Annotated in this window: 22 protein-coding genes; 16 read left to right on the top strand and 6 right to left on the bottom strand. The window is 63.7% G+C overall.

Annotated features, from left to right (window positions below; translation table 11 throughout):
• Positions 1-77: 77 nt before the first annotated feature.
• From C3942_RS01825 to rfbB, 6 genes are all read right to left on the bottom strand, one after another.
• Entirely contained in the window at positions 78-554 is a 477-nt protein-coding gene (locus tag C3942_RS01825) for a glutathione peroxidase (RefSeq protein WP_104228623.1), read from the bottom strand.
• Between the two features lie 52 nt (positions 555-606).
• The gene (locus tag C3942_RS01820; protein ID WP_104228622.1) at positions 607-2,349 is read right to left on the bottom strand and encodes an acyl-CoA dehydrogenase family protein; all 1,743 of its coding nucleotides are present in this window, start codon (positions 2,347-2,349) and stop codon (positions 607-609) included.
• Positions 2,350-2,456: 107 nt separating this feature from the next.
• A complete protein-coding gene (gene rfbD / locus C3942_RS01815; protein WP_207765936.1) occupies positions 2,457-3,308 on the bottom strand; it encodes a dTDP-4-dehydrorhamnose reductase in 852 nt (283 codons plus the stop codon).
• A gap of 23 nt (positions 3,309-3,331) precedes the next feature.
• Positions 3,332-3,880, bottom strand: coding sequence for a dTDP-4-dehydrorhamnose 3,5-epimerase (rfbC, locus tag C3942_RS01810; RefSeq protein ID WP_104228621.1), 549 nt, complete (start codon positions 3,878-3,880; stop codon positions 3,332-3,334).
• A 6-nt stretch (positions 3,881-3,886) separates the two neighbouring features.
• Positions 3,887-4,762: a glucose-1-phosphate thymidylyltransferase RfbA gene (gene rfbA / locus C3942_RS01805; RefSeq protein WP_104228620.1), complete on the bottom strand. Its 876-nt coding sequence runs from the start codon at positions 4,760-4,762 to the stop codon at positions 3,887-3,889.
• Positions 4,763-4,767: 5 nt separating this feature from the next.
• Positions 4,768-5,820 carry a dTDP-glucose 4,6-dehydratase gene (gene rfbB / locus C3942_RS01800; protein ID WP_104228619.1) on the bottom strand — a complete coding sequence of 351 codons (1,053 nt, stop codon included), beginning with the start codon at positions 5,818-5,820 and terminating at the stop codon, positions 4,768-4,770.
• A 661-nt stretch (positions 5,821-6,481) separates the two neighbouring features.
• On the opposite strand from rfbB, the gene yajC reads away from it, so the two are divergent.
• From yajC to C3942_RS01720, 16 genes are all read left to right on the top strand, one after another.
• A complete protein-coding gene (yajC, locus tag C3942_RS01795) occupies positions 6,482-6,748 on the top strand; it encodes a preprotein translocase subunit YajC (protein WP_366516581.1) in 267 nt (88 codons plus the stop codon).
• Between the two features lie 105 nt (positions 6,749-6,853).
• Complete coding sequence (gene secD / locus C3942_RS01790; RefSeq protein WP_104228617.1) at positions 6,854-8,707, top strand: protein translocase subunit SecD; 1,854 nt, start codon at positions 6,854-6,856, stop codon at positions 8,705-8,707.
• Positions 8,708-8,734: 27 nt separating this feature from the next.
• Positions 8,735-9,664: a protein translocase subunit SecF gene (gene secF / locus C3942_RS01785; protein WP_104228616.1), complete on the top strand. Its 930-nt coding sequence runs from the start codon at positions 8,735-8,737 to the stop codon at positions 9,662-9,664.
• 349 nt (positions 9,665-10,013) lie between these two features.
• Positions 10,014-10,715 (top strand): sugar transferase, encoded by a 702-nt coding sequence (locus tag C3942_RS01780; RefSeq protein ID WP_165797276.1) that lies wholly within the window; start codon positions 10,014-10,016, stop codon positions 10,713-10,715.
• Between the two features lie 331 nt (positions 10,716-11,046).
• Positions 11,047-12,396, top strand: a complete 1,350-nt coding sequence (locus C3942_RS01775; RefSeq protein WP_104228614.1) for a phosphohexomutase domain-containing protein — start codon at positions 11,047-11,049, stop codon at positions 12,394-12,396.
• A 34-nt stretch (positions 12,397-12,430) separates the two neighbouring features.
• Entirely contained in the window at positions 12,431-13,858 is a 1,428-nt protein-coding gene (locus tag C3942_RS01770) for a mannose-1-phosphate guanylyltransferase/mannose-6-phosphate isomerase (RefSeq protein ID WP_104228613.1), read from the top strand.
• 121 nt (positions 13,859-13,979) lie between these two features.
• Complete coding sequence (locus tag C3942_RS01765) at positions 13,980-15,152, top strand: polysaccharide biosynthesis/export family protein (protein ID WP_165797275.1); 1,173 nt, start codon at positions 13,980-13,982, stop codon at positions 15,150-15,152.
• A 120-nt stretch (positions 15,153-15,272) separates the two neighbouring features.
• Positions 15,273-17,525: a polysaccharide biosynthesis tyrosine autokinase gene (locus C3942_RS01760; RefSeq protein ID WP_104228611.1), complete on the top strand. Its 2,253-nt coding sequence runs from the start codon at positions 15,273-15,275 to the stop codon at positions 17,523-17,525.
• A gap of 29 nt (positions 17,526-17,554) precedes the next feature.
• On the top strand, positions 17,555-18,328 hold the full coding sequence (locus C3942_RS01755; protein ID WP_104228610.1) for an MBL fold metallo-hydrolase: 774 nt from the start codon (positions 17,555-17,557) through the stop codon (positions 18,326-18,328).
• Positions 18,329-18,331: 3 nt separating this feature from the next.
• The gene (locus tag C3942_RS01750; protein WP_104228609.1) at positions 18,332-19,213 is read left to right on the top strand and encodes a glycosyltransferase family 2 protein; all 882 of its coding nucleotides are present in this window, start codon (positions 18,332-18,334) and stop codon (positions 19,211-19,213) included.
• An 11-nt stretch (positions 19,214-19,224) separates the two neighbouring features.
• Positions 19,225-19,905, top strand: a complete 681-nt coding sequence (locus C3942_RS01745; RefSeq protein ID WP_279330895.1) for an acylneuraminate cytidylyltransferase family protein — start codon at positions 19,225-19,227, stop codon at positions 19,903-19,905.
• Entirely contained in the window at positions 19,902-20,846 is a 945-nt protein-coding gene (locus tag C3942_RS01740) for a phosphoglycerate dehydrogenase (RefSeq protein WP_207765935.1), read from the top strand. The genes C3942_RS01745 and C3942_RS01740 overlap by 4 nt, the downstream gene beginning before the upstream one ends.
• A gap of 41 nt (positions 20,847-20,887) precedes the next feature.
• The gene (locus C3942_RS01735) at positions 20,888-22,300 is read left to right on the top strand and encodes a hypothetical protein (protein ID WP_133164212.1); all 1,413 of its coding nucleotides are present in this window, start codon (positions 20,888-20,890) and stop codon (positions 22,298-22,300) included.
• A 24-nt stretch (positions 22,301-22,324) separates the two neighbouring features.
• Positions 22,325-23,119, top strand: a complete 795-nt coding sequence (locus C3942_RS01730; protein WP_104228606.1) for a 6-hydroxymethylpterin diphosphokinase MptE-like protein — start codon at positions 22,325-22,327, stop codon at positions 23,117-23,119.
• A gap of 9 nt (positions 23,120-23,128) precedes the next feature.
• Positions 23,129-24,091 carry a Gfo/Idh/MocA family oxidoreductase gene (locus C3942_RS01725; protein WP_104228605.1) on the top strand — a complete coding sequence of 321 codons (963 nt, stop codon included), beginning with the start codon at positions 23,129-23,131 and terminating at the stop codon, positions 24,089-24,091.
• A gap of 10 nt (positions 24,092-24,101) precedes the next feature.
• On the top strand, positions 24,102-25,181 hold the full coding sequence (locus C3942_RS01720; protein WP_165797274.1) for an NAD-dependent epimerase/dehydratase family protein: 1,080 nt from the start codon (positions 24,102-24,104) through the stop codon (positions 25,179-25,181).

The raw sequence follows: 25,181 nt of genomic DNA, 5'->3' as shown, positions 1-25,181 counted from the left end.
AAATTTCATCCTTGCTGTGCCGGCCCCACGAAAAAGGCCCCCTTTCGGGGGCCTTGAATGGAGTGCTGCGCAAGATTTCAGAGCAGCGCCGCGATGTCCTTCTCGATCTTCTCCGGCGTATCCATGGAACCGTAGCGCTTCACCACGTTGCCGTTCCTGTCGACCAGGAACTTGGTGAAGTTCCACTTGATGCCCTCGGTGCCGAGGATGCCCGGGGAGGCGGTCTTCAGGTACTTGTAGAGCGGGTGGGCGTTGTCGCCGTTGACGTCGATCTTGGCGAACAGCGGGAAGCTGACGTCATAGGAGAGCGAGCAGAAATTCTTGATCTCGTTCTCGTCGCCCGGCTCCTGGTGGCCGAACTGGTCGCAGGGGAAGCCCAGCACCGCCAGGCCCTTGTCCTTGTTCCGGCGGTAGACCTCTTCCAGGCCCTTGTACTGCGGCGTGAAGCCGCACTTGCTGGCGACGTTGACGATCAGCAGCACCTTGCCGCGGTAGGCGTCCAGCGACTGGCTCTGGCCGTCGATGGTCTTGGCTTCGAATCCGTACACGCTCATCGTCAATCCCCTTTGGTCCTTGGAGTTGGCGCAGCCTAGGCTGCGCCCCGGATCACTGCAAGCCGGCGACGTCGAAGGCCATCAGCGGCGCCGCGCTCTGGCGCACGTTGGCCAGCAGTGCCGGCACCTGCGACAGCATGCGGCTGGCGAAGAACTGCGCCGTGGCCCGCTTGGTGTCGGCGAACAGCTGGTCGCCGGTAGCATCCGCGGCACGGGTCATGCGCAGCCAGTTCCAGCCCAGGTAGGTCAGCGAGAAGGCGCGCAGGAAGTCCACGCAGCCGAAGGCGCCGTCATCCGGGCTGGTCTTGTAGGACTGCTGGATCCAGGCGGTGGTGCTCTCCAGGTCGTCGACGGCGGTCGCCAGCGGTCCGGCGATGAAGTCCGGAGCGTCGGCCAGATCCTTGCGCACGGCTTCGAAGAAGCGCTTGGGCAGGCGGCCGCCATTGAGCATCAGCTTGCGGCGCACCAGGTCCATGGCTTGGATGCCGTTGGTGCCTTCGTAGAGGCAGAGGATCTTGGAGTCGCGCACGATCTGCTCGATGCCGTGCTCCTTGATGAAGCCGTGCCCGCCGTAGACCTGGATCGCCATGGAGCCCAGTTCCACCGCGCTGTCGGTGCAGTAGGCCTTGACCAGCGGGGTGGCCAGCTCGACCCAGTCCTGGGCCTCTTCGCGGGCGGCCGGATCGGCGGCATGGTGGCTGGCATCCACGTGCAGGGCGGTTTCATAGGCCAGCACGCGGGCGCCTTCGGTGACGGCCTTCATCTGCAGCAGCATGCGCCGCACGTCCGGATGATGGGCAATCACGTCGCCGCCGTTGAAGGCCTTGCCCTGCTTGCGGTCCAGTGCATAGGCGATGGCGTTCTGGGTGGCCAGCTCGCACTGGCCCAGCCCCTGGTAGCCCACCATGATGCGCGCCAGGTTCATCATCACGAACATGTTCTGGATGCCGGTGTTCGGCGCGCCGATCATCCAGCCCTTGGCATTCTCGAAGCTCATGGTGCAGGTGCAGGAACCGTTGATGCCCATCTTGTGCTCGATGGAGACGGCCTTGACCGGGTTGCGCTCGCCCAGCGATCCGTCGGCGTTGACCAGATACTTGGGCACCACGAAGGTGGACAGCCCCTTGATGCCCGGGGGTGAGTCCGGCAGGCGGGCGAGGGTGAAGTGGATGATGTTGTCCGCCATCCCATGCTCGCCCGAGGTGATGAAGATCTTGCTGCCTTCCAGCAGGAAGGAGCCGTCGGCCTGCGGGGTGGCCTTGGTCTTGACCGCCGCCAGGTCGGAGCCGGCCTGCGGCTCGGTCATGCACATGGTGCCGGACCACTCGCCGGTGGCCAGCTTGGGCAGGTAGGTCTGCTTCTGCTCGTCGGTACCGTTGGCGGCGATCGCCTCGAAGCAGCCCTGGGTCAGGCCCGGGTACAGCGCGAAGGCCACGTTGGCCGAGCACAGCAGTTCCTCGATCACCTTGCCCAGGGTGTAGGGCAGGCCGGCGCCACCGTACTCCTGGCTCTGCATGATGCCGATCCAGCCGGCCTCGGAGTAGGACTTCCAGAATTCCTTGAAGCCGTCCGGCACCTTCACCTCGTGGTTCGAGTAGACGCAGCCCTGCTGGTCGGACTTGGCGTTCAGCGGCGCCAGCTCGTTCTGGATCAGCTTGGCTGCTTCCTCGATCAGGCCGCCCAGGGTTTCCGGGGTGGCTTCCTCCAGGCCCGGCAGCTGAGACAGCCGCTCCGCCTTGAGGACATTGTTGAGGACGAAGCTGATTTCGCGCAGGGGGGCCTTGTAGGTAGCCATGGACAGGACTCTTTCGGAACGGTTATGGGTGCTGCGACCGCGCCGCAACCGGCGAGGGCATCTGGTAAGGGAGCCTCGAATTTTACCCCAAGCCCTGCCCCATGGGGTCAGGCGAGGTACTGGCCCAGTGCGAAGCGGTCGGCCAGGCGGTCGCGCCAATGGGGCGGAACGCCGGTGATCGCCCAGGTGGAGGTCTTGTCCAATACGCTGTACGACGGGCGCCGCGCCGGGGTCGGGTAGTCCTCGGTGCGGATCGGGGTCAGCCTTGCCCAGGCCGCTTCGGGCCGCTGCTGCATGCCGAGGTCGCGGATGGCATGCGCGAAATCGTACCAACTGGCAGTCCCGGCGTCGGTCCAGTGATGCAGCCCCCCTTCGCCGGCCTCGGTGAGTCGCCAGATGGCTTCGGCCAATCCCCCGGCATGGGTGGGGCTGCCGACCTGGTCGGCCACGACACGAACCTCGGGCCGCTCCTGCATCAGCCGGAGCATGGTGCGCACGAAGTTCGCGCCGCCCGGGTAGTAGACCCAGGCGGTACGGACGATCAGGGCATCCTGGCCCAGGATCTGCTGCACGGCTTCGTCGCCGGCCTGCTTGCTGTTGCCATAGGCGCCGATGGGCGCCGTGGGGTCCTCCGGCAGGTAGGGGCGCCCCTTGCCGCCATCGAAGACGAAGTCGGTGGAGACATGAACCAAGCGAGCGCCGACCTCTCTCGCCGCCCTGGCCAGAGAGGCGGGGCCGTCGCGGTTGACCCGGTAGGCGGAAGCCGCGTCGGACTCTGCCTTGTCGACCGCGGTATAGGCCGCCGCGTTGATGACGAGGTCGGGCTTGAGCCGGGCGATCGTCGCCGATACCAAGCCTTCGTCGGTGATGTCGAGGCGTGCACCGGGCTCGAGCCATTGGCTTCCGGCGGGCAGGCTGTCGCGCAGGGCGCGGCCAAGCTGGCCGGTGGTCCCCGTCACCAGAATCCGCCGTGGCGCCACGCTCACGGGAACACCTCGGCGTCGCGGAATGCCGCGGCCACGGCATCCTTGGCCGACAGCAAGGGTTCGCCCTGGTAGCTCCAGTCCACCCCGATGTCGGGATCGTTCCACCGGATCGCGCGCTCGCCCTGCGGGTCGTAGTAGTCGGTGACCTTGTAAAGCACTTCCGCTGTTTCGGACAGGACGATGAATCCATGTGCGAAACCGACGGGAACCCAGAGCTGGCGCTTGTTTTCCGCGCTCAGGATCTCACCCACCCACTTGCCGAAAGTGGGGGAGCCGCGCCGGATGTCGACCGCCACATCGAGGATGCTGCCGGCGACGGCGCGGACCAGCTTGTCCTGCGGGCGTGCCCCGAGTTGGTAGTGCAGGCCCCGCAAAACCCCGCGCGTGGACCGCGAATGGTTGTCCTGCACGAAGGGCTTTGCGCAGCCCGTCAGGCGCTGGAAGGTCTGGACATTGAACGTTTCCATGAAGAACCCACGGTCGTCTCCGAACACTTTCGGTTCGAGCAGGATGACGTCCGGCAGGGCAGTGCGGATGGCTTGCATGAGGTTTCAGAACACCTGCTCGTCGAGAATGCGCATCAGATAGTTGCCGTAGCCGCTCTTGATCAGAGGCTTGGCGAGAGCGCGCAATTGCTCCGCCGTGATGAATCCGCTCCGGTAGGCGACCTCCTCGGGAGCGGCGATCTTGAGTCCCTGGCGCTTTTCCAGCGTCTGGATGAAAACGGCCGCATCCAGCAGGGAGTCGTGGGTGCCGGTGTCCAGCCAGGCCATGCCGCGGCCCATCAGCTCCACAGTCAGGCTTCCCTGTTCCAGGTACAGGCCGTTGAGGTCGGTGATCTCCAGCTCGCCGCGGGCGGATGGGCGCACGCGCCTGGCCATCTCGACGACGTTAGCGTCATAGAAATACAGGCCGGTGACCGCATAGCGGGACTTGGGCTGCTTCGGCTTTTCCTCGAGGGACAGCACCTTGCCGGCGGAGTCGAACGCGACGACGCCATAGCGCTCCGGATCATTGACCGCGTAGGCGAACACCGTCGCGCCGCTTTCCCGCCCGGCCGCCCGCTGCAGCGCATGGACCAGGTCATGGCCGTGGAAGATGTTGTCTCCCAGGACCAGCGCACAGGCGTCGCCGTCGATGAAGCTCTCGCCGATGAGGAAGGCCTGGGCGAGGCCATCGGGGCTGGGCTGTACCGCATAGCTGAGGCGGATGCCCCACTGGCTGCCATCGCCCAGGAGCTGTTCGAAGCGTGGCGTGTCCTGGGGCGTGGAAATGATCAGGATGTCCCGGATGCCCGCCAGCATCAGCGTGCACAAGGGATAGTAGACCATCGGCTTGTCGTAGACCGGCAGCAACTGCTTGGAGACGGCCGTGGTCGAGGGATAGAGGCGGGTGCCGCTGCCGCCGGCGAGGATGATTCCCTTCATGCTGTTCAGGCCCTCCGCAGGCCGAGACGTTCACGCCCTTGGGCGCCCTGGACCATGCGGCACCAGTCAAGGTGCTCCAGATACCACAGGACGGTCTTGCGGATGCCGGTTTCGAAGGTTTCCCGCGGCTTCCAGCCCAGCTCGCGTTCGATCTTGGATGCGTCGATGGCGTAGCGCAGGTCGTGGCCCTTGCGGTCCTCCACGAAGCGGATCAGCCGTTCATGCGGGCCGGCCGGGTCCGGACGCAGCTCATCGAGCAGCGCGCAGAGATGGCGCACCAGGTCGATGTTGCGCTTTTCATTGTGGCCGCCGATGTTGTACTGCTCGCCGTTGGCGCCGCGGCTGAATACGGTCCACAGCGCGCGCGCATGATCCTCCACGTACAGCCAGTCGCGCACGTTGGTCCCCTGGCCGTAGACGGGCAGGGGCTTGCCTTCCAGGGCATTGAGCAGCACCACGGGAATCAGCTTTTCCGGGAACTGGAAGGGGCCGTAGTTGTTCGAGCAGTTCGTGATGACGACCGGCAGCTTGTAGGTGTGATGCCAGGCGCGGACGAGGTGGTCCGAACTGGCCTTGCTGGCGGAATACGGACTGTTGGGGGCGTAGGGCGTGGTTTCGGTGAAGTAGCCCTCTTCTCCGAGCGAGCCATAGACCTCGTCGGTGGAGATGTGGTGGAAGCGGAAACCGCTGCGACGCGGTTCCGGCAGCGCCTGCCAGTAGGCCAGCGCCGTCTCGAGCAGGCGGAAAGTGCCCACGATGTTGGTGTCGATGAAATCCGCCGGCCCGTCGATGGAGCGGTCCACATGCGATTCGGCGGCCAGGTGCATCACCCCGTCGGGCTGATGGGTCGCGAAGGCCCTGGACAGCGCGGCGGCGTCACGGATGTCGATCTTCTCGAAACGGTAGCGCGGGCTGGCCGTGGTTTCCTCGAGCGAACTCGGATGGGCCGCGTAGGTCAGGCAATCGACGTTGACGACCTCGTGCTCGGTTTCACGAATCAGGTAGCGGATGAGCGCAGAGCCGATGAAGCCGGCTCCACCGGTGATGAGGAGTTTCATTGATTCGGGGATTTTGACTATGGAAGACCACGGCACAAGGATACCGGAGACACCCTCTGCAAGTCCTCTCCGAAAAGGGGGGCTGGAGCGGCGGGCGAGACCCAGGGCACAAAAGGCTGGAGCCTGGAAGCCGCGGTCGGGTTCGCAAATGAGGAGGCCTCGATGTCCATCGCGGAGCCCGGGCCCTGCCGGAGCAGCGGACTTGGGGAATCACGGTGCCCGGCGACGGATCGATTCCGCGCCGAGGCCATGGCTTCGGCAAGCCTCGGCGGCGGGGTGCCCCCTGAACGCGACGGCAGGGCCTCCGGGGTGTCTGGCCTCTTCCGCCGTCGCCGCCGGCCGGCAAGCGCCTGGAGCGGCAGTCCATGAGGGTGGGCCGCCGTTGGGTGCCAGGCCCAAGGGTGGCGGAGACATCCGCCGAACTTATGCCGGCGTGAACGATCTGAAGCGCGATGTCATTCCGAGCCGCCGCCTCCATCGGGGAGGGGCACGGTTCATCGATAATGGGGTCCGGGGACATTGCGCGGTTGAGCGGCAGCGGCTCGTGGCATAATCCGCCGCTCGATTTTCAAGAATCATTCTAATTTCGGAGCTTTACGTGTTGGATTTCTTCGTTTCGCCGGCCTACGCCCAGCAGGCCGCGGCCCAGCCCAGCCTGGTCATGCAGTTCGCGCCGCTGATGGTCCTGATCGTGGTGTTCTACTTCCTGCTGATCCGTCCGCAGATGAAGCGCACCAAGGAGCACCGCCAGATGCTGGACAAGATCGCCAAGGGCGATGAGGTGGTGGCCAGCGGCGGCCTGGCCGGCCGGGTCTCCGGCATCGGCGAGGCCTACCTGACGGTGGATATCGCCGAGGGCGTGAGCGTCAAGATCCAGAAGCAGGCCATCACCAGCGTACTGCCCAAGGGCACCCTGAAAAGCCTGTAAGTAACTGATTTAACCTCCTATTTCTGGAGGCTGAGAGCCCGGGGGCGATGCCCCCGGGCCGTCCCCTGCGGGAAGCAGGGGTCCATCCCTGGCGAGATCCGCCTCATGAAGCCTTACGCAAGCTGGAAGTATGTCGTCCTGGTCCTGGCCCTGGTGTTCGGAGCGCTGTATTCGGCGCCCAACATCTACGGCGACGATCCCTCGGTGCAGGTCACGATGGAATCGGGCGATCCCCTACCGGCGGATTTCGGCGACATCGTCGCCAAGGCCCTGGAGGCCCGGAAGCTGGTCCCGATCGCGAGCGGCGTCGAGGACGGCCACTGGGTGGTCCGCCTGCCCGACACCGACGCACAGCTGCAGGCCTCGGAACAGCTCAAGCGCGAACTGGGACGGGGTTACGTGGTGGCGCTGAGTTCGGCCTCCAAGACGCCCGGCTGGCTGCGCGCCATCGGTGCCAAGCCCATGAACCTGGGCCTGGACCTGCGCGGCGGTGTGCACTTCCTGCTGGAAGTGGACCTCGACGAGGTCAACAAGAAGGCCGTGCAGCGCATCATCACCGACGTGCCGGCCTTCCTGCGCAAGGAAGACGTGCGCTACACCGGCCGTCGCGAGGCCTCCGGCGCCGCGGTGCTGGAGTTCGCCGACGCCGCCACCCTGGACGAGGCGCGCAAGCTGATCGCGCGCAACTTCCCCGAGTACGCCCTGACGGTGCCGGCCAACAGCCCCACCCAGCTGCAGATCGCCCTGTCGCAGCAGGAAGCCAAGCGCATCGTCGACTTCGCCGTCCAGCAGAACCTCACCACCCTGCGCAGCCGCGTGAACCAGCTCGGCGTGGCCGAACCGCTGGTGCAGCGCCAGGGCGTCAACCGCATCGTCGTGCAGCTGCCCGGCGTGCAGGACACCACCCGCGTCAAGGAACTGCTGGGTGCCACCGCGACCCTGGAGTACCGCGCGGTGGACGAGGCCGATGCCTATTCCGCGGCGGCCAGCGGCATCACCCCCGCCGGCACCGAGCTGTTCTACACCCGCGAGGACCGCCGCCCGGTGCTGCTCAAGCGCGAGATCATCGCCGGCGGCGACAACCTGGTCGACGCCGCCGCCACGGTGGACGAGCAGGGCGGCCCGGCGGTCAGCGTCGTGCTGGACGGCGCGGCAGCCAAGCGCATGTTCGCCTTCACCGAGCGCAACGTCGGCAAGCCGATGGCCGTGCTGTTCAAGGAGCGCGAGGTCGTCACCAACTACAACGCCCAGGGCGTGGCGATCCGCGAGCACCGCGACGTCGAGGAGATCATCTCCATCGCCAGCATCCGCGGCGTGTTCGGCAAGCGCTTCCAGACCACCGGCCTGTCCAGCAAGGAGGCCCACGACCTGGCGCTGCTGCTGAAGGCCGGCGCCCTGGCGGCCCCGGTCGAGATCGTCGAGGAGCGCACCGTCGGCCCCAGCCTGGGCGCCGACAATATCCGCCGCGGCATCGCCGCCGCCGTGCTGGGCATGGCCCTGGTGGCGCTGTTCATGGTGGTCTACTACCGCGTGTTCGGCCTGTTCGCGGTCGCGGCGCTGCTGATGAACACCGTCTTGGTGGCGGCCATCCTGTCGCTGCTCCAGGCTACGCTGACCATGCCCGGCATCGCCGGCATCGTGCTGCACCTGGGTATCGCCGTCGATGCCAACGTACTGATTTACGAGAGAATTCGTGAAGAACTGCGCAACGGCATGAAGCCGCACGCAGCGATCGAGGCGGGCTACGAGCGTGCCTTCCTGACCATCGCCGACGCCAACATCACGGTACTGATCGCCACCATGACGCTGTTCGCGCTGGGCGCGGGTCCCATCAAGGGCTTCGCCATCACCCTGGCCATCGGCATCGTCTGCTCGCAATTCACCGCCATCGTCGGTTCGCGCGCGCTGGCCCAGCTGTTCTTCGCCAAGCGTCCCCTCAAGGACGTGCCGGTCTGGTGATCGGGCCCTGAAAGGTTATCCAGAGTCATGAAAATCTTCGCCAAAGTACCCAACATCAACTTCATGGCCCAGCGCAAGACCGGGCTGTGGGGGTCGGGCATCCTGACCGTGGTGGCGATCCTGCTGATCGCCTTCCACGGCCTCAATTTCGGCATCGACTTCACCGGCGGCGTGCTGGTGGAGGTGTCCTATCCCCAGCCGGTCGAGCTCGAGGAAGTCCGCTCGGAACTGGGGGAGGCGGGCTATCACAATGCCATGGTGCAGCACTTCGGCAGCGCCTCGGCCCTGTTGATCCGCCTGCCGCCGGCCAAGGAAGCCAGCACGGCCGAGGTCAGCAGCCAGGTGCTGAACGCCCTGCACGCCAAGGACAAGGGGATCGAACTGCGGCGCATCGAGTTCGTCGGCCCGCAGGTAGGCGAGGAACTGTTCAACGATGGCGGCCTGGCCTTGCTGGTGGCCTTCATCGGCATCGCCGTCTACATCATGTTCCGCTTCGAGTGGAAGTTCTCCGTCGGCGCGGTGGCGGCGGTGGTCCATGACGTCATCATGGTCCTGGGCTTCCTGGCCCTGTTCGATATCGAGTTCGACATCACCACCCTGGCGGCCATCCTGGCGCTGATGGGCTACTCGAACAATGAAACCATCGTCATCTTCGATCGCGTGCGCGAGAATCTGATCGGCGAGAGAAGGTCAGATGTCCTTGATGTTGTTAACCTTTCCGTCAATCAGACACTGCTGCGCTCGATCATCACGCACGTCGCGACCTCGCTGGTGCTGATCGCCCTGCTGACCCTGGGCGGGGCAACGGTGCATAGCTTCTCGGCGGCCCTGCTGTTCGGCGTGATCGTCGCCACCTATTCGTCCATCTACATCTCCACCAACCTGGCCGTTGCCCTGGGCGTTTCCCGGGAGGACCTGCTGCCCCCGCAGGACAAGGAAATCGACGAGATGCCCTGACCTGGACAGAAGCCGGGGAATGCCCCTCTTTTGAGGTCTGTTCAGGGCTTGAGAGGCTTGTCACAGTTGTTTCCATCTTTCAGTGGCATGCTTCATGCTGCATTGCGGCAAGGATCTTTGCGAGGCATGATTCGCATCCCCTGAGGGGTGCGTAGAGCAGATCCGGAAGCTGCGTCGCCTATTGGCGAGATGGGTTGGGTATGGAGGGCGCTTGGCAGGGAAGCTGGTGTTGCGCCGAAATTCAGAAAATTGCTGAGCATTGACTATGAGTAGCCAGCCGGCGTCTAGCAGAATGTTCCGGGGAGATTCCATGGAGGTCGCAAGCGTGGGAAGTCACCCGGAGGTTTCCGTGCAGGCAGAAGCCGAAGCCTTGCTGCTGCTGAAGCGCACGAAGGAACTGCAACGCTATCGTGCCAGCAACGAGGTCGACACGAAGGTCCGGTCGCCGCTGAGGCTGTATGCCTGCTATGGCAAGCGGCCCTTTGACATCCTGTTCTCGGTTACCTTCCTGCTGCTGGTGGGTATCTGGCTCTTTCCCTTGATCGCTCTGGCGATCCGCCTGGATTCCAGGGGTCCCATCCTGTTCCGCCAGCGCCGCGTCGGGCTGAACGGCGAAACCTTCAGCTGCCTGAAGTTCCGGACCATGACGCACGATCCCCAGGCAAGGTTCGCGCAGGCGCAGAAGAACGACCCGCGCATCACCCGCGTAGGCGCATTCCTGCGCCGCTCGAATTTCGACGAACTTCCCCAGTTCATCAACGTGCTTCTGGGCGATATGTCGGTGGTGGGCCCGCGCCCGCACGTGGCCGAGCTGGACCATGTCTTCGCCGATGTCGTGCCGGGTTATGTCCTGCGCAACCGCGTGCGCCCGGGGGTGACCGGGCTGGCCCAGGTTTCAGGTTGCCGCGGCGAGACGCGCAGCGTGCGCGACATGACCCATCGGATTCGTTTCGATACCTTCTACTGCCGTACCGTGAGCTTCACGATGGACCTGAAGATCATCGTCCTGACCGTGCTCCGGGCGCTGCAGGGTGACGAGAAGGCCTACTGACGTTCATCTTGTCTCGGTGGTCGCCGTATCATTAAAAAANGTTTCGATACCTTCTACTGCCGTACCGTGAGCTTCACGATGGACCTGAAGATCATCGTCCTGACCGTGCTCCGGGCGCTGCAGGGTGACGAGAAGGCCTACTGACGTTCATCTTGTCTCGGTGGGCGCTGAAGGTCCATGCGTCGCATTTTGAGTGCCCGAAACGACCGTCTGCCGCAGATTGCGGGTTTCACCTGATCGCCTGAAAGAGCCGGAGCGGCCGAACAATTTGTAGATGTCTAGCCTGCCCGGACCGAGTGCCGGGCAGAAATGCTGTACGGGCGCATGAAAAATGGTCAACGGATTGAGCTGTTTCAAGGCATATGACATTCGCGGCAAGGTTCCCGGTGAACTGAACGAAGACATTGCGTTCAGGCTGGGGGGAGCCTTCGCCCGCCGGTTTTCGCCCAGGCGGGTTGCCCTGGGCCGTGATATCCGCCATTCGAGCGAGGCCCTGCTGCATGCTCTGGCGCATGGCCTGTCTGCCGAGGGCGTCGAGGTGCTGGATCTCGGCCTCTGCGGCACCGAGGAGGTCTACTGGGCGGCCCAGCAGCCCGGGATCGACGGCGCGATCGAAGTGACCGCCAGTCACAACCCCATCGATTACAACGGCATGAAGCTGGTGCTCGCCGGGGCGGTGCCGGTTTCGGGGGATTCCGGCTTGAGGGACCTGGAGGCCGCGACGGCAGCCTCCCTGGGCCGGGCGCCATCGGGTCTGCCCCCCATGATCCGGGCGGACTTCCGCCCCTCCCTGGTCGACTTCCTGGCCAGGTTCACCACGCCTGGTGGGCGCCGCCTGAAGATCGTCGTCAATCCGGGCAACGGCGCCGCGGGGCCTCTGCTGGAGGCGCTCGAGCCACGGCTGCCGTTCGAGCTGGTGAAGGTCCATTTCGAGCCCGATGGCAGCTTTCCCAACGGGATTCCCAATCCCTTGCTTCCGGAGAACCGGGGCGCGACCGCCGAGGCGGTCAAGCGGCATGGCGCGGACTTCGGGGTGGCCTGGGACGGAGATTTCGATCGCTGCTTCCTGTTCGATGAGAACGGCGACTTCATCGAGGGCTACTACATCGTGGGATTGCTCGCGCAGGCTCTGCTGCAGCGCAGCCCCGGCGAACGCGTTGTCCACGATCCGAGGCTGACCTGGAATACAGTCGAGATCGTCGGCGAGGCTGGCGGCACGCCGATCCAGTCCAAGACGGGGCATGCCTTCATCAAGGAGCGCATGCGCCGTGAGGATGCCGTCTATGGCGGCGAGATGAGCGCCCACCACTACTTTCGGGACTTCGCGTACTGCGATAGCGGCATGCTGCCCTGGCTGCTGGTCGCTGAACTGGTGAAGGCGGCCGGCCAGCCGCTTTCGGCACTGGTCAGCGAGCGCATCCGGCGCTATCCGGCCAGCGGAGAGATCAATCGCACGGTGGGCGATGTGGCATCCGTCTTGCGCGCGGTTGCGCAGCGATACCAGGATGGCGAGATCGACTGGACGGATGGCCTGAGCGTTCAGTTTCCGCAGTGGCGGTTCAATCTCCGGGGCTCGAATACCGAGCCGGTCATCCGTCTCAACGTCGAGACCAGGGGGGACGAGGGGCTGATGCGCGAGAAAACGCAGCAAATACTGACTTTGATCGAAAGTCTGCGATAGTGCTCCATCTCGTCGCTCACATTGCTCCAATTTCATGAATAAACAGCATATTCTGCCCGTCTTGCTGGCCGGGGGTTCCGGCACACGCCTGTGGCCGCAGTCGCGCGAGCAGTACCCCAAACAGTTCCTGAGCCTGATTGACGATCATTCGCTGCTGCAGGGCACGGCCTTGCGGGCGGTCGCGCTGCCGGGTGCCCTGCCGCCATTGGTCATCTGCGGAGAGCAGCATCGCTTCCTGGCCGCCGAGCAGTTGCGCCAGGTTGGCGTGGAGTGCTCGATCGCGCTGGAGCCTGCGGCGCGCAATACCGCGCCCGCGGCTGCGGTGGCCGCCGCCTTTGCGCGCGAGAGGTACGGTCCGGAGACGCTGGTCTTCCTGATGGCGGCGGACCATGCCATCGCCGATCAAGCGGCCTTTGTGGCAGCGGCCCAGGCCGCGGTCGGCGCGGCGCAGCAGGGGCGCATCGTGACTTTCGGTATCGTGCCGACCCGCGCCGAAACGGGATTCGGCTACCTGAAGGTGGGCGCTGCCCTGGAGGGGACGGAAGCCTTCCAGGTGGACCGGTTCATCGAAAAGCCCGATCGCCCGACCGCAGAGGAATTCCTGGCGTCGGGTACCCATCTGTGGAACGGGGGGCTCTTCCTGTTCCGGGCCGACGTGTTCCTCTCGGAACTCGGCCGGCTGGAACCGCAGATGATGGCGGATGCAACGGAAAGCTATGCCAGGGGCCGCGCCGACATGGATTTCGTGCGTCTGGACCGCGAGAGCTTTTCCCGGTGCCGGGCTGATTCCATCGACTATGCGGTCATGGAGCGCACGGCCTTGGCCGCTCTGGTTCCGATGAATGCCGGCTGGGACGACGTTGGCAGCTGGGAGTATCTCGATACCCTGCCGCTCAAGGATGCCGGCGGAAACGTGGCCAAGGGCGACGTGGTGCTCGAGGGAGCGTCCAACAACCTGGTGAGCGCCACGTCGCGGCTGGTAGCCCTGGTCGGCGTCGAGGGACACATCGTCGTCGAAACCGCCGACGCCGTGCTGATCGCTCCGCGGCAGAAAGCGCAGGATGTTAAGAAGCTTGCGGCCCGTCTCAAAGAATCCGGGCGACCCGAGGCACAATTACATCCGAGGGTTTACCGGCCCTGGGGCTGGTACGAGACCATTGCCTTGGCGAACCGGTTCCAGGTCAAGCGGATTCTCGTGAGCCCAGGCCAGAAACTATCGCTGCAGATGCATCATCATCGTGCAGAGCATTGGGTCGTCGTATCCGGAACGGCCAGAGTGACTTGCGAAGACAAGGTGTTCCTGCTGCGCGAGGATCAGTCCACTTACATTCCATTGGGCAACAAGCATCGACTGGAGAATCCGGGAAGTATTCCTCTGGAAATCATAGAGATACAGTCAGGAAGCTATCTGGGTGAAGACGATATTGTGAGGTTCGAGGACATATACGGACGTAGTGGCTAAAGCTGCGAGTGTAAGAAACTTATTACACGGCCCCCACTGCAGTTGCGATATGATCCACATTTGGTGTCTGCGGCCTTTGTCCGTCGCAAGGCAAGACAAGAATCAAGTTCGAGAGAAAGCGATGACTATCAGCAAATCTGTCCTGGGTGGGCTGCTCTCTTCCGTTGTCCTGTTGTCCGGCTGTGCGCTGGTGCCGGGTTTGCGCGTGAGCGCCAGCGGAGATCATCCGGATGCCAGTCCGGGCTACCGGGTCATTGAGGTGACGCCGGAGGTCCTGGCTTCGCTGCGTTCGCGGACGGCTTCATCCTCCAGAGCGGCCGAGGCACTTCCCCAGTCGGCTGTCGCGGCGGGTCCTGGTATGCCGAAGGGTGGAAGCGATGCTGTGGAGGTCGACTTGGTGCCAGCGTCTGCGACGGGCACGCCGGCGGAGTACCTGATCGGCCCTGGAGACGTACTGCAGATCGTCGTGTGGGATCACCTGGAGCTCACCAATCCCTTTGGCGCCGTGACCCGTGATCCGGTTTCCGCGGGCCAGCTTGTCGGCGCAGACGGCAAGATCTTCTTCCCCTACGTGGGCGTCTTCCAGGCCGGTGGCCAGACCATCCGCCAGGTCCGCGAGCGCATCACCAAGGACCTGGCGGTGGTCGTCAAGAATCCGCAGGTGGATGTGCGGGTCGTGGCCTACCGCTCGAGCCGTGTACAGGTGACTGGCGAGGTCAAGAATCCGGGCGTGGTGACGCTCGACGACACCACCAAGGGGCTGCTCGAGGCGCTGAACGAGCGTGGTGGCCTGAACCCGGGCGCCAGCCGCCGGACCACGTTGCTGATTCGCAGCGGCAAGAGCTACGAGGTTGACCTGGCCGGCCTGCTCTCGGGCAACGTGCCTGCCATCAATCCGCTGCTCAAGGCGGGCGACATCGTCCATGTGCCGGATGCCAACAACGACCAGGTCTTCGTCCTCGGCGAGTTGGCTCGGCAGGGCGCCGTCACGATGGGGCAGCAGGAGTTGACGTTGACCGAGGCCCTGACCAAGTCGGGCGGACTGGATCGCGTCACGGCGAACGATTCCGGCGTGCTCGTCTTCCGCAGGCCGAAGAAGCTCGGCGAAAGCGCTTCCATCTATGCGGTGGATCTGTCGCGGCCCGAGGGCTTGCTGCTCGCGGGCGAATTCACGATGGAGCCGCGCGACGTGGTCTACGTCAAGGCCACGGCGTTCAGCCAGTACAACCTCGTGATCGGTCAGCTGCTGCCGACGATTACGGCGGTCTACCAGGTCGATGCCCTGACCCAATAAACAGCCCTGAATCCGATGGCGGGGATGCTGCGTACCTCCAGGGATGAGCAGCTGCTCCTCGGGTTCGACGCCATTTCTGATCTGTAGCTGCAAGTCTCTGATTCATACTGCGAAGCAACAATGAAAGCTGATAGCGCACCTGTACCGCTGCAAGGTTCCTTCCAGGCTCAGGAGGAGGACGGCGAGTTGGATCTGGGCCAACTCCTCTCCACCCTGTGGTCCGGCCGCTGGACGATCGTGGCCTTTGTAGCGGCAGCCTGTGTCCTTGGTATCCTCTACCTGATCGCCGCCCGGCCTGTGTATGAATCCAACGGCATGGTGCAGGTGGAGCAGAACGCCAAGAGCATGGGCGGCGGCATGGGGGATCTCGCGTCCCTGTTCGGTGCGCCGATGGAAACCGAAGCCGAGATCCAGATCCTCAAGAGCCGCATGGTGCTGGGGAAGGTGATCAGCGCGCTCAAGCTGGAGGTCCAGGCGGAAGCGAGCTATTTCCCGATCTTCGGGCGGTTCATCGCGCGCAAGCGGGTGGAGGGCGACGCGCTGCAGCCCGCACTGTTCACGAACAGCCGCTATGCCTGGGGGGGCGAAAAGCTGGAGGTCACGCAATTCACCGTGCCTGAAACCCTGCTCGGCGAGCCTTTCCGCTTGACGGCCCTGGGCAACGGCCAGTTCAGCCTGCAGGATCCGGAGGACGACAGCAAGATCTGGCGTGGCCAGGTGGGTGTCCTGCTCTCCGCCGAATCCAGCGCGGGTCCCATCACGCTCTTCGTGCAGGAACTGCGCTCCCACCCGGGCACCCGGTTCAGCGTGGTCCGCCTCAGCTTCATGGAAGTGCTGACCAATCTGCAGAAGCACCTCAAGGTCGTCGAGGCCGGAAAGCAGTCGGGAGTGATCAGCCTCACGGTCCGGGGGCCCAGCGCCAGCTATGTGGCCGATGTCATCCAGCAGATGGAAGACGCGTATCTGCGGCAGAATGTCGAGCGCCGTTCGGCCGAGGCACAACAGTCGCTGGAATTCCTGCAGCAACAGTTGCCCGAGATCAAGGGGCGGGTGGATGCGGCGCAGGCCAAGCTCAATGAGTACCAGCTCAAGCAGGGTTCGGTAAACGTCACCAAGGAAACCGAGCTGGTACTGCAGCAGAGCGTCGACTTCGAAACCAAGCGCCTGGAACTGATGGGGCAGCGGCAACAGGCGACCCAGCGGTTCACTGCCCAGCATCCCGTGGTGCAGGCGCTCGATGCCCAGATCCGTGCACTCGACTCCGAGCAGGCCAACATCAAGAAGCGCACGGAGACGCTGCCGGAGACTCAGCAGGAAGTGCTGAGCCTCATGCGCGAGCTGGAGGTCAACAGCCAGATCTACACCACGCTGTTGAACTCCGCGCAGGAACTGCAGGTGGCGAAGGCGGGTACGGTCGGCAACGTCCGCATCATCGACTACCCGCTCATCCCCAACAAGAAGACCAGCCCGGTTTCCGTGGTGGTAGGGGCCATCAGTGTCTTCATCGGCCTGGTTCTCGGCGTCGGCTTCCTGTTCCTGCAGAAGGCCTTGTTCCGGGGCGTCAACCGGCCTGACGAAGTCGAGCGCGTGCTGGGACTGCCGACCTACGCGGCGGTGCCGTACACCGGTCGGCAGAAGCGCGTGGCGCTGGCCCTGCGCAGGAAGCAGGAAGGCACCCACATCCTGGCCGAGGTCGAGCCGGACAATGTAGCCATCGAGGCCCTGCGCAGCCTGAGAACGTCCTTGCAGTTCGCGCTGCTCGAGGCGCAGAACAACATCGTCATGCTGACCGGCCCGACCCCGGGGCTGGGCAAGTCGTTCGTCTCGATGAACCTGGCCGCCGTATTGGCCAAGAGCGGCAAGAAAGTGGTAGTGGTCGATTGCGACCTGCGCCGAGGCTATCTGCATCGATACATCGGCGAAACCGCGGCGCCAGGCATCAGCGATTATGTCGCCGGGAATGCCGACATGCAGTCCGTCATCCGCAAGACCCCAGTCGCCGGCCTTTCGCTGATCGCCAACGGAACGATTCCTCCCAATCCGTCCGAACTGTTGCTGCATGAACGTTTCGTGCAGTTCCTCAAGCACCTGTCGGAAACCTATGACCTCGTGATCGTGGATACGCCGCCGGTGCTGCCGGTCACGGACGCCAGCATCATCGGCCGGATGGCCGGTTGTGTGCTGATGGTGCTCAAGGAAGGCGAGCATCCCATGCGCATGGTCGAGGAAACGGTGCGTCGACTGCGCCAGGCCGGCGTGCAGCTGCGCGGCATCATCTTCAACCAGGTGGGCATCCGTGGCGGAGGCTACGGCTACTACAGCTCCTACTACACGTACAGCTACAGCAACAAGTACGGCGCGGCCCCACGATAGGCGGCCCCGGCGGACGAAAGTTGACAGCCATGCCAAGGTTCAGCGTCACCGCGTTGGGGCAGGCGGGATTCCGGCTCGAGGCCGGCGGTTTCGTGCTCTTTGTCGATCCGTATCTCTCGGATCAGGTGGAGAAGGTGGAGGGGCCGGCCTTGCGTCGTTTACGGCCGGCGCCGATGCGGCCTGAACAGGTCACGGATGCCGACTATGTGCTCATTTCGCATGTGCACATGGACCATTGCGACATCGAAACGCTGTTGCCCTTGTCCCAGGCATCGCCGGCGTGCCGCTTCGTGGGGCCGCGGATCGTGATCGACTACCTGGCAGGCAAGGGGATCGATTCTTCCCGGTTGATCGTCGCCAATCGCGATCGCCTGCAGATCGCGCCGACGATAGAGGTGACTCCTGTCCCGGCAGCACACAAGCTGATAGAGCAGGACTCCCAAGGATTCCTCCGGTACCTGGGCTATGTCATCGAATGGGAGGGAAAGCGTTTCCTTCACACGGGCGATACCTGCGTGCACGAATGCCTGATCGAAAAGGTAAGGGCCTGTGGCCCGATCGACGTGGCCCTGCTGCCGGTGAACGAGTGCAATTTCTTCCGGGACCGGGCGGGCATCGTCGGCAACATGTCGATCCGCGAGGCCTTCAGGTTCGCCGAGGAGATCGGCGCGCGCACCGTGGTACCGATGCATTACGACATGTTCGAGCCCAACCAGGCTTACCGCGAAGAGATCGAAATCATCTACACCCGCACGAGTCCTTCATTCCGTCTCGTGCTCGATCCCGACGCTCTTTCGATTTGAATCATGCTGATCAGCATCGTCATTCGCACTTTGAACGAAGCGCGGCATCTGCCCGCGCTCTTCGCCGGCATCGCGCGGCAGAAGGCCCCGGATCTCGAGGTGGAAGTGGTGGTGGTGGATTCCGGATCCACGGACGGCACCAAGGAAATCGCCGCCGCCAACAACGCGCGCATCGTCACCATACAGAAGAGCGAGTTCACGTTCGGCCGCTCGCTCAACATGGGCTGCGAAGCGGCCCGGGGGGATGTCCTCGTCTTCGTAAGCGGACACTGCATCCCCTGCGGCGAGAACTGGCTGGCCGAGCTGGTGGCCCCCATCCGTGACGGAGTGGCGACCTACACCTATGGACGCCAGGTGGGCAACGGCGACAGCAAGTTCAGCGAGTGCCAGCTGTTCAAGAAGTATTTCCCCGAATCCTCCAGGATTCCGCAGGAAGATTTCTTCGTGAACAATGCCAACAGCGCCATCGCCAAGGCAGCCTGGGAACGTTTCCGCTTCGACGAGGCTCTGACCGGCCTCGAGGACATGGAACTGGGCAAGCGCATCATGCTGCACGGCCACAAGCTGGCCTATTGCGCGGACGCCGCCGTCTATCACCTGCACGAAGAGGGCTGGCGGCAGGTCAAGCGCCGCTATGAGCGCGAAGCCATCGCCCTGCAGAAGATCCTCCCCGAGGTGCACCTGAGCTTCGGCGACTTCATTCGCTTCTTCCTGAGCTCCGTGCTGCTGGACATGGGCGTTGCCATGCAGGAACGCAGGATGAGGAAGGTGATCCTGGAGGTGGTTCTGTTCCGGTTCATGCAGTTCTGGGGAGCCTATCGCGGCAATCACGTGCACCGGGTGTTGTCGCGCGAGGCCAAGTACCGTTACTTCTATCCCAAGTAAGAGATATCGACATGAAGATCGTTGCGCTGCTGCCCATGAAGGCCAACAGCGAAAGAGTCAGGGGCAAGAACTTCCGCGACTTCTGCGGCAAGCCGCTGTTCCGCTGGATCCTGGATACGCTCCTGGCGGTAGAGGAGATCGACCAGATCGTCATCAACACCGATGCCCGGCAGATTCTCGCCGAGCACGGACTGATCGACACAGACCGCATCCTGATCCGCGACCGAAAGCCGGAAATCTGCGGAGACCTGGTCAGCATGAACAAGGTGCTCGCGGACGACGTGGAGAATGTCGACGCGGATCTCTACCTGATGACGCACACCACCAACCCCTTCCTGTCTGCGGCCACCATCCGCGGCGCCATCGCCGCCTATATCGAAGGGAAGAAGGCGGGATCCGCGGATTCCCTGTTCACGGTGGACAAGATCCAGACCCGTTTCTATCGGGCAGATGGCTCACCCATCAACCATGATCCGGACAATCTGGTCCGCACCCAGGATCTGGAGCCCTGGTTCGAGGAGAACTCCAACCTCTACCTGTTCAGCAAGGAAAGCTTCCGCGCCACGAACGCGAGGATCGGCAGGAAGCCGGCACTGTTCGAAGGCCCGCGCCTCGAGTCGATCGATATCGATGACCAGGCGGACTGGGATTTTGCCGTGATTGCCGCAAACCATCTGGGACTTTCCAAGTGAGCGACTCCAAGAAGATTCTGGTTACCTGCCCGCCCATGCTTCGCCAGATGGCGCAGCTGCGCCATCTCTTCGAGGAGAAGGGAATCGAAGTAACCACTCCGGAAGTCGTGCAGATTCTTTCAGTGGAGGAACTGAAGCGGATCGTACCCCTGCATGACGGATGGATCATCGGTGATGACCCGGCCACGCGCGAGGTGTTCGAGGCCGGCAAGGCCGGACGTCTGAAGGCGGCCGTGAAGTGGGGCGTCGGTGTCGACAACGTCGATTTCAAGGCCTGCGGTGATCTGGGCATCCCGGTGACCAATACCCCCGGGATGTTCGGACAAGAGGTCGCGGACATCGCCCTGGGCTACATCATCGCCCTGGCGCGCCAGACCTTTGCCGTGGACCGCGGCGTGCGAGAGGGAAGCTGGCCGAAGCCCTCCGGCATTTCGCTGGCAGGCAAGAAGTGCGCGGTGCTGGGCCAGGGCGACATCGGGCGCAATGTCGCAACCCGCGCCATGGCCTGCGGCATGACCGTCCTGGGCTACGATCCGGTGGTCAACCCGAAGGATGTTCCGGCCGGGGTTCAGATGCGTTCCTGGCCCGAGGCGCTGGATGAGGCGGATTTCCTGGTCGTGACCTGTGCGTTGACGCCGTCTTCACGCCACATCGTCAACGAGGCGTCCCTGGCTCGCATGAAGCAGGGTATCCGCGTGATCAATGTCGCGCGAGGGCCGATCATCGACGAGCCGTCGCTGCTGGCGGCCCTGCGCAGCGGCCACGTGCATTCCGCGGCGCTGGATGTCTTCGAGGTGGAGCCCTTGCCGGCCGATTCAGGCCTGCGTGAATTGGGCGACCGTTGCCTTTTCGGATCGCACAACAGCTCCAACACGGTGGATGCCGTGATCCGGACCAGCCATATCGCGGTCGAGAAAATCTTCCGCTTCCTCGGAGTTTGACGGCTTGGCGATCCTGATCGCCCTGGCCCTGGCTCTTCCGCATGAATACTTCGATCGGCGCACGCCTGGCAGGCTTGGTCAAGAGTCCGACCTTTGCCACCTGGAGTTCGTTCGCGACCAAGGCGGCGTCGTTCGTCGTGCTGTATCCCTTTGTTCTCAGGGGATACAGCCAGGCTGACATCGTCTTCTGGCTGGCGGTATCGCTGCCGGGATCGATGCTGGCCGTGGTGGATGCGGGCATGACCCCAACGGCGGTGCGTTTCTTTTCGTATGGGTTGGGGGCTGAGGGCAAAGCCGGTCAGGAGCCGGGGAAGGAGCTTTGGGCCATCGATGCGGTGGTAGGTACAGTCCGTCGCATCTATCTGTTGTTGACCCTGGCTTGCTTCGTCCTGGCGGGCGGCATGGCGTTGTGGATTGCCTCGAACCAGGCACCCTCAGCGAGCTATTCCGCAGGTTGGGCGCTGATGGTCCTGTCGGTGACGGCCTACTTCTGGAACTTCCAGCATCAGGCCTGGCTACAAGCGAGCCATCGCATCGCGGAACTCCGATTCCGCGAGACGAAGGTTCAGACCTCCGCCCTGGTCCTTTCGACGATCCTCGCGATGGCGCGGGTCGATATCCTGTCGATCGTGATGGTGAACTGCGGCACCCTGCTGGTCCTGGTCCACCTTCACCGTCGCTCCGTTTTGCGGGGCGTCCATGGCGAGACTTGGAAGGGGACGGCGCTGTTCGATCGCCGTATCGCCGGCGAACTCTACACATCATCCTGGAAGAGCGGCGTCGGCATTGCGATGAGTTATGGCCTGAACCAGGGACTTTGCGCGTGGTATGCCGCCACGGCTTCCGCCACGGCCGCAGCGCAGTTCCTGCTCACCATGCGCCTGCTGCAGGTGGCCTCCCAGATTTCGCAGGCCCCGTTCTACACCAAGATTCCCAGCATGGCGAGCAGCTATGCCAGAAGGGACCTGCAAGCCGTGGTCGAGATCAGCCGCGTCGGCATCCGGCGTTCGATCTGGGTATTCGTCGTGCTGGGACTCGGGTTGCTGGCCATCCTGCCGGTCCTGCTGCCGCTGACCGGCAGCAAGACCGAGATCATGCCGCCGCTCTGGATGGCCGTCGCCGTGCTTGCCATTGCCTTGGAGCGTTGCGGGGGCATGCTGGTTCAAGCCTATACCGTGTCGAACGTCGTGCACTGGCATTGGCTGAATACCCTGGTGGCGGCGTTTGCCGTGGGTGTCGCGGTGGTCTCATGGCCGGGGTTGGATGTGCTGGCCATCCCCGTCGCCTGGGCAGCCGCGATGCTGCTGGTCTATGTTCCCGTGGGCTATGGCCTGAGCCAGGGCCTGTTCGGGCGGCGGGCCGCGCTGGAACTGCTGAGCCCGAGCGTTCCGGCACTGCTCGTGCTTCTGTTTTGTCTCGCTGTTGTTGCCTTGTGGCCGCTGGTCCGGGCGTGACGATCACTTATTCAAGGGTTTGAAATGCCGCTCAAGCTGGATTTGCGTCGAAAATCGGGAGTCATGCGGTCGAGGCTTCGGTACAAGGCTTGGTCCTGCACGCCGGAAGGCCGCCAGAACCGGGAAAGGCTCCTGGCCCTGAAGGACAAGTACGAAGGGCGCCGCTGTTTCGTGATGGGTAATGGGCCCAGCCTGCTGAAGTGCGACCTCAACCGCCTGGCAGGGGAGGTCACGATCGTCAGCAATGCGCACTACCTGATCTGGGACAAGCTCGCCTACATCCCGACGATCCTGACGATCGAGGACCGTCTGGTCGCGGAGGATCGAGCCGCCACGGTGAAGGAACTGTCTTCGATCCTGAAGGTGTTCCCATATGACCTGAAGCGACACCTCGGCGAGGCATCGGAGAGCAAGCTCTACGTGGACTTCGAGAGGCAGCACAGCCCCTTCCCGCAGTTCTCCAGCCGCCTGGACCGGCTGGCCTACTGGGGAGGTACCGTCAGCTTCCTCAATCTGCAGCTGGCCGCCTATCTCGGCTGCAAGCAGATCATCATGATCGGGTTCGATCATAACTATCAGGTGCCCAAGGATCAGATTGTCAACCACGTCATCCAGTCCCAGGAGGCTGACGTCAACCATATCCACCCGGATTACTTCGGGCCGGGTTATCGCTGGCACGATCCCAATGTGGCGCGAATGGAGATCGGATATGAATGCGCAAAGCGGGAACTCGAACGCCGCGGCGTCGAGGTTCTCAATGCCACGGTAGGAGGGCATCTGGAAGTGTTCAGGCGTGTGCCCTACGAAAGTCTTTTCTGAGCGATTCTCATGATCTCCATTGGATTGGTGGGCTGCGGTGCGGTCGTGCATTCGAACTATGCGAAGACGCTTCCGGTGCGCAGCGAGTACAGCGTGCGTTTCGTATCGGACATCAACGAGGCCCAGGCGCAGTCGGCCGCTGCCTTGTTCAATGCACAGGCAACCCCCCTTGACGAACTCGTCCGGCAGGCCGACGCCATCATCATCACTACGCCGCCGTCCACGCATGAGGACCTGGTCCTGAAAAGCATCAGGAGCGGGCGCGTGGTGCTGTGCGAGAAGCCCTTCATGACCTCTGCCGCAGCAGCGAGGCGAGTGGTCGATGCGGCCGCGGCAGCCAACAGTGAACTCTTCGTGGGCCACTTCCGGCGCACCTTTCCCCAGGTTCGGTTGGCCCGCGACCTGGTGAAGCTCGGTACCATCGGCCAGGTCCAGGCGATCCGGATGAGCGAGGGAGGGCGCTTCACCTGGAAGGCCGTCTCCGGCTACACCGTTCGCGACCCGGCTGGCGGTGTCCTGTGGGACACCGGCTCGCACACCCTGGACACGGCACTGTTCGTGGCAGGCATGGATCTCTGGCCCGATCTGGAACTGTCGAAGATCCAGGTCCGCAAGGACAAGGCGGAACCCAGTCATGACTTCAAGGCCAGGTTCGAGGTTCTTGGCGGGAAGGCCGGCCAATCGCCGGTGGGCTTCCAGCTGCATTTCAGCCGGTTTGAGGCCTTGCCCAACTTCATCGAGATCATCGGGGAGCGGGGCAAGATTTCACTATCCGCGGGGATGGATACGCGGGTTCGGCTCGCTACGGCGGAAGGATCCATCGTTCTTTCGGCCGAGGAGCAGTACGCCGAGATTCTCGAGTGCTTCGAACTGCAGTTGAGGCGAATCCTCCTGCGCGACGGGCAGGAGGATTTCGCGGCTTTCCGCTTTGTCGGCCTGACTACGATCCTGGAGACGCTCTCCAATGCCTGAGGCAAGCAGCGTGAAAACCATTGCAGTCGTCGGCGCCGCCGGCTTCGTCGGGCGGCAGTTGCTCAAGACCATGCAGGATGCTGGGGTGCAGGTGACCGCGGTCATCCGTGGCGCCGCTGAGCTGTCTGTGGAAGGCTCGTTCCACAATGTCCTGCACGAAAGCCAGGTGACGGAATCCACGGCTTTTGATCTGGTGATCAATCTTGCATATCCGAACAGCGGCCCGCTGTTCTCGTATGCGGCGCAGAACCGGCTGATATTCGCGGCGGTAGAGCGCCTCATGAAGCCCGGTGGGCGGTTGATCCATGTGAGCACGCAGGCGGTCTTCGGCCTGGCACTGGACAGGCCTGTCAGCGCGAGTCCTGTGCGCAAGGTGCGGGATGCGGCCTACGTCGAGGCGAAGATCGAGGCGGAGCATCACTTCGCGGCACTTCAGAAGAAGGGCGGTCTTTCGTTGGATATTGTCCGCCTCGGGAATGTCTGGGGCTACGCCTCGGGGGCCTGGGCATTGCCGCTGGTGCAGCGATTGCTGACCGGGCGGCCGATCGGCGTGCAGGGAGTGGCCGGGCTCTCGAACTCCACCGACGTGGCCAACGTAGCTTCCTATTTGTCCCACTTGGCCATCCAGGGCGAGGGAGCGCCGGGATTGCGCTTCCATCATCTGGCCGAATTTTCCAGCGTACCGTGGTCCTACTGGATCGACCGGTTGGCGGCGGAGTTGCAGGTATCGCCCGTCCATGCCGGTCCGGAGCAGATGACGCTGCCGGTTTCGGGGCGGGCGGAACTGGCCGAAGCCATGGCCGGCGTCAAGCCGCGGGCCCTGTACCGCCGCCTCGCCGGCGAACGGGTATCCGGCTCCTGGGCTCGCAGCATGCTGACGCGCCTGCCGCGCCCCTTGTTCGTCAAGCTCAAGGGCAGGGAGCTGTCGCCGGCCAAGGCCATGCCCTTGAGCCGGGAAGACCAGATGTTCCTGAGCATCATGTCCGCCCAGCAGGAATTCAAGTCACAGGTCGTGGCAGGCTGGACGCCCCCCGTGGGGCAGGAAGAGTCCATACGCCGGGTGCTCGGCTGGTTGCGGCAGGAGTGGTAG

The sequence above is a fragment of the Solimonas fluminis genome (assembly GCF_002930645.1).
Classification (GTDB): Bacteria; Pseudomonadota; Gammaproteobacteria; order Nevskiales; family Nevskiaceae; genus Solimonas_A; species Solimonas_A fluminis.
This window is presented reverse-complemented; position numbering and strand designations above follow the sequence as displayed.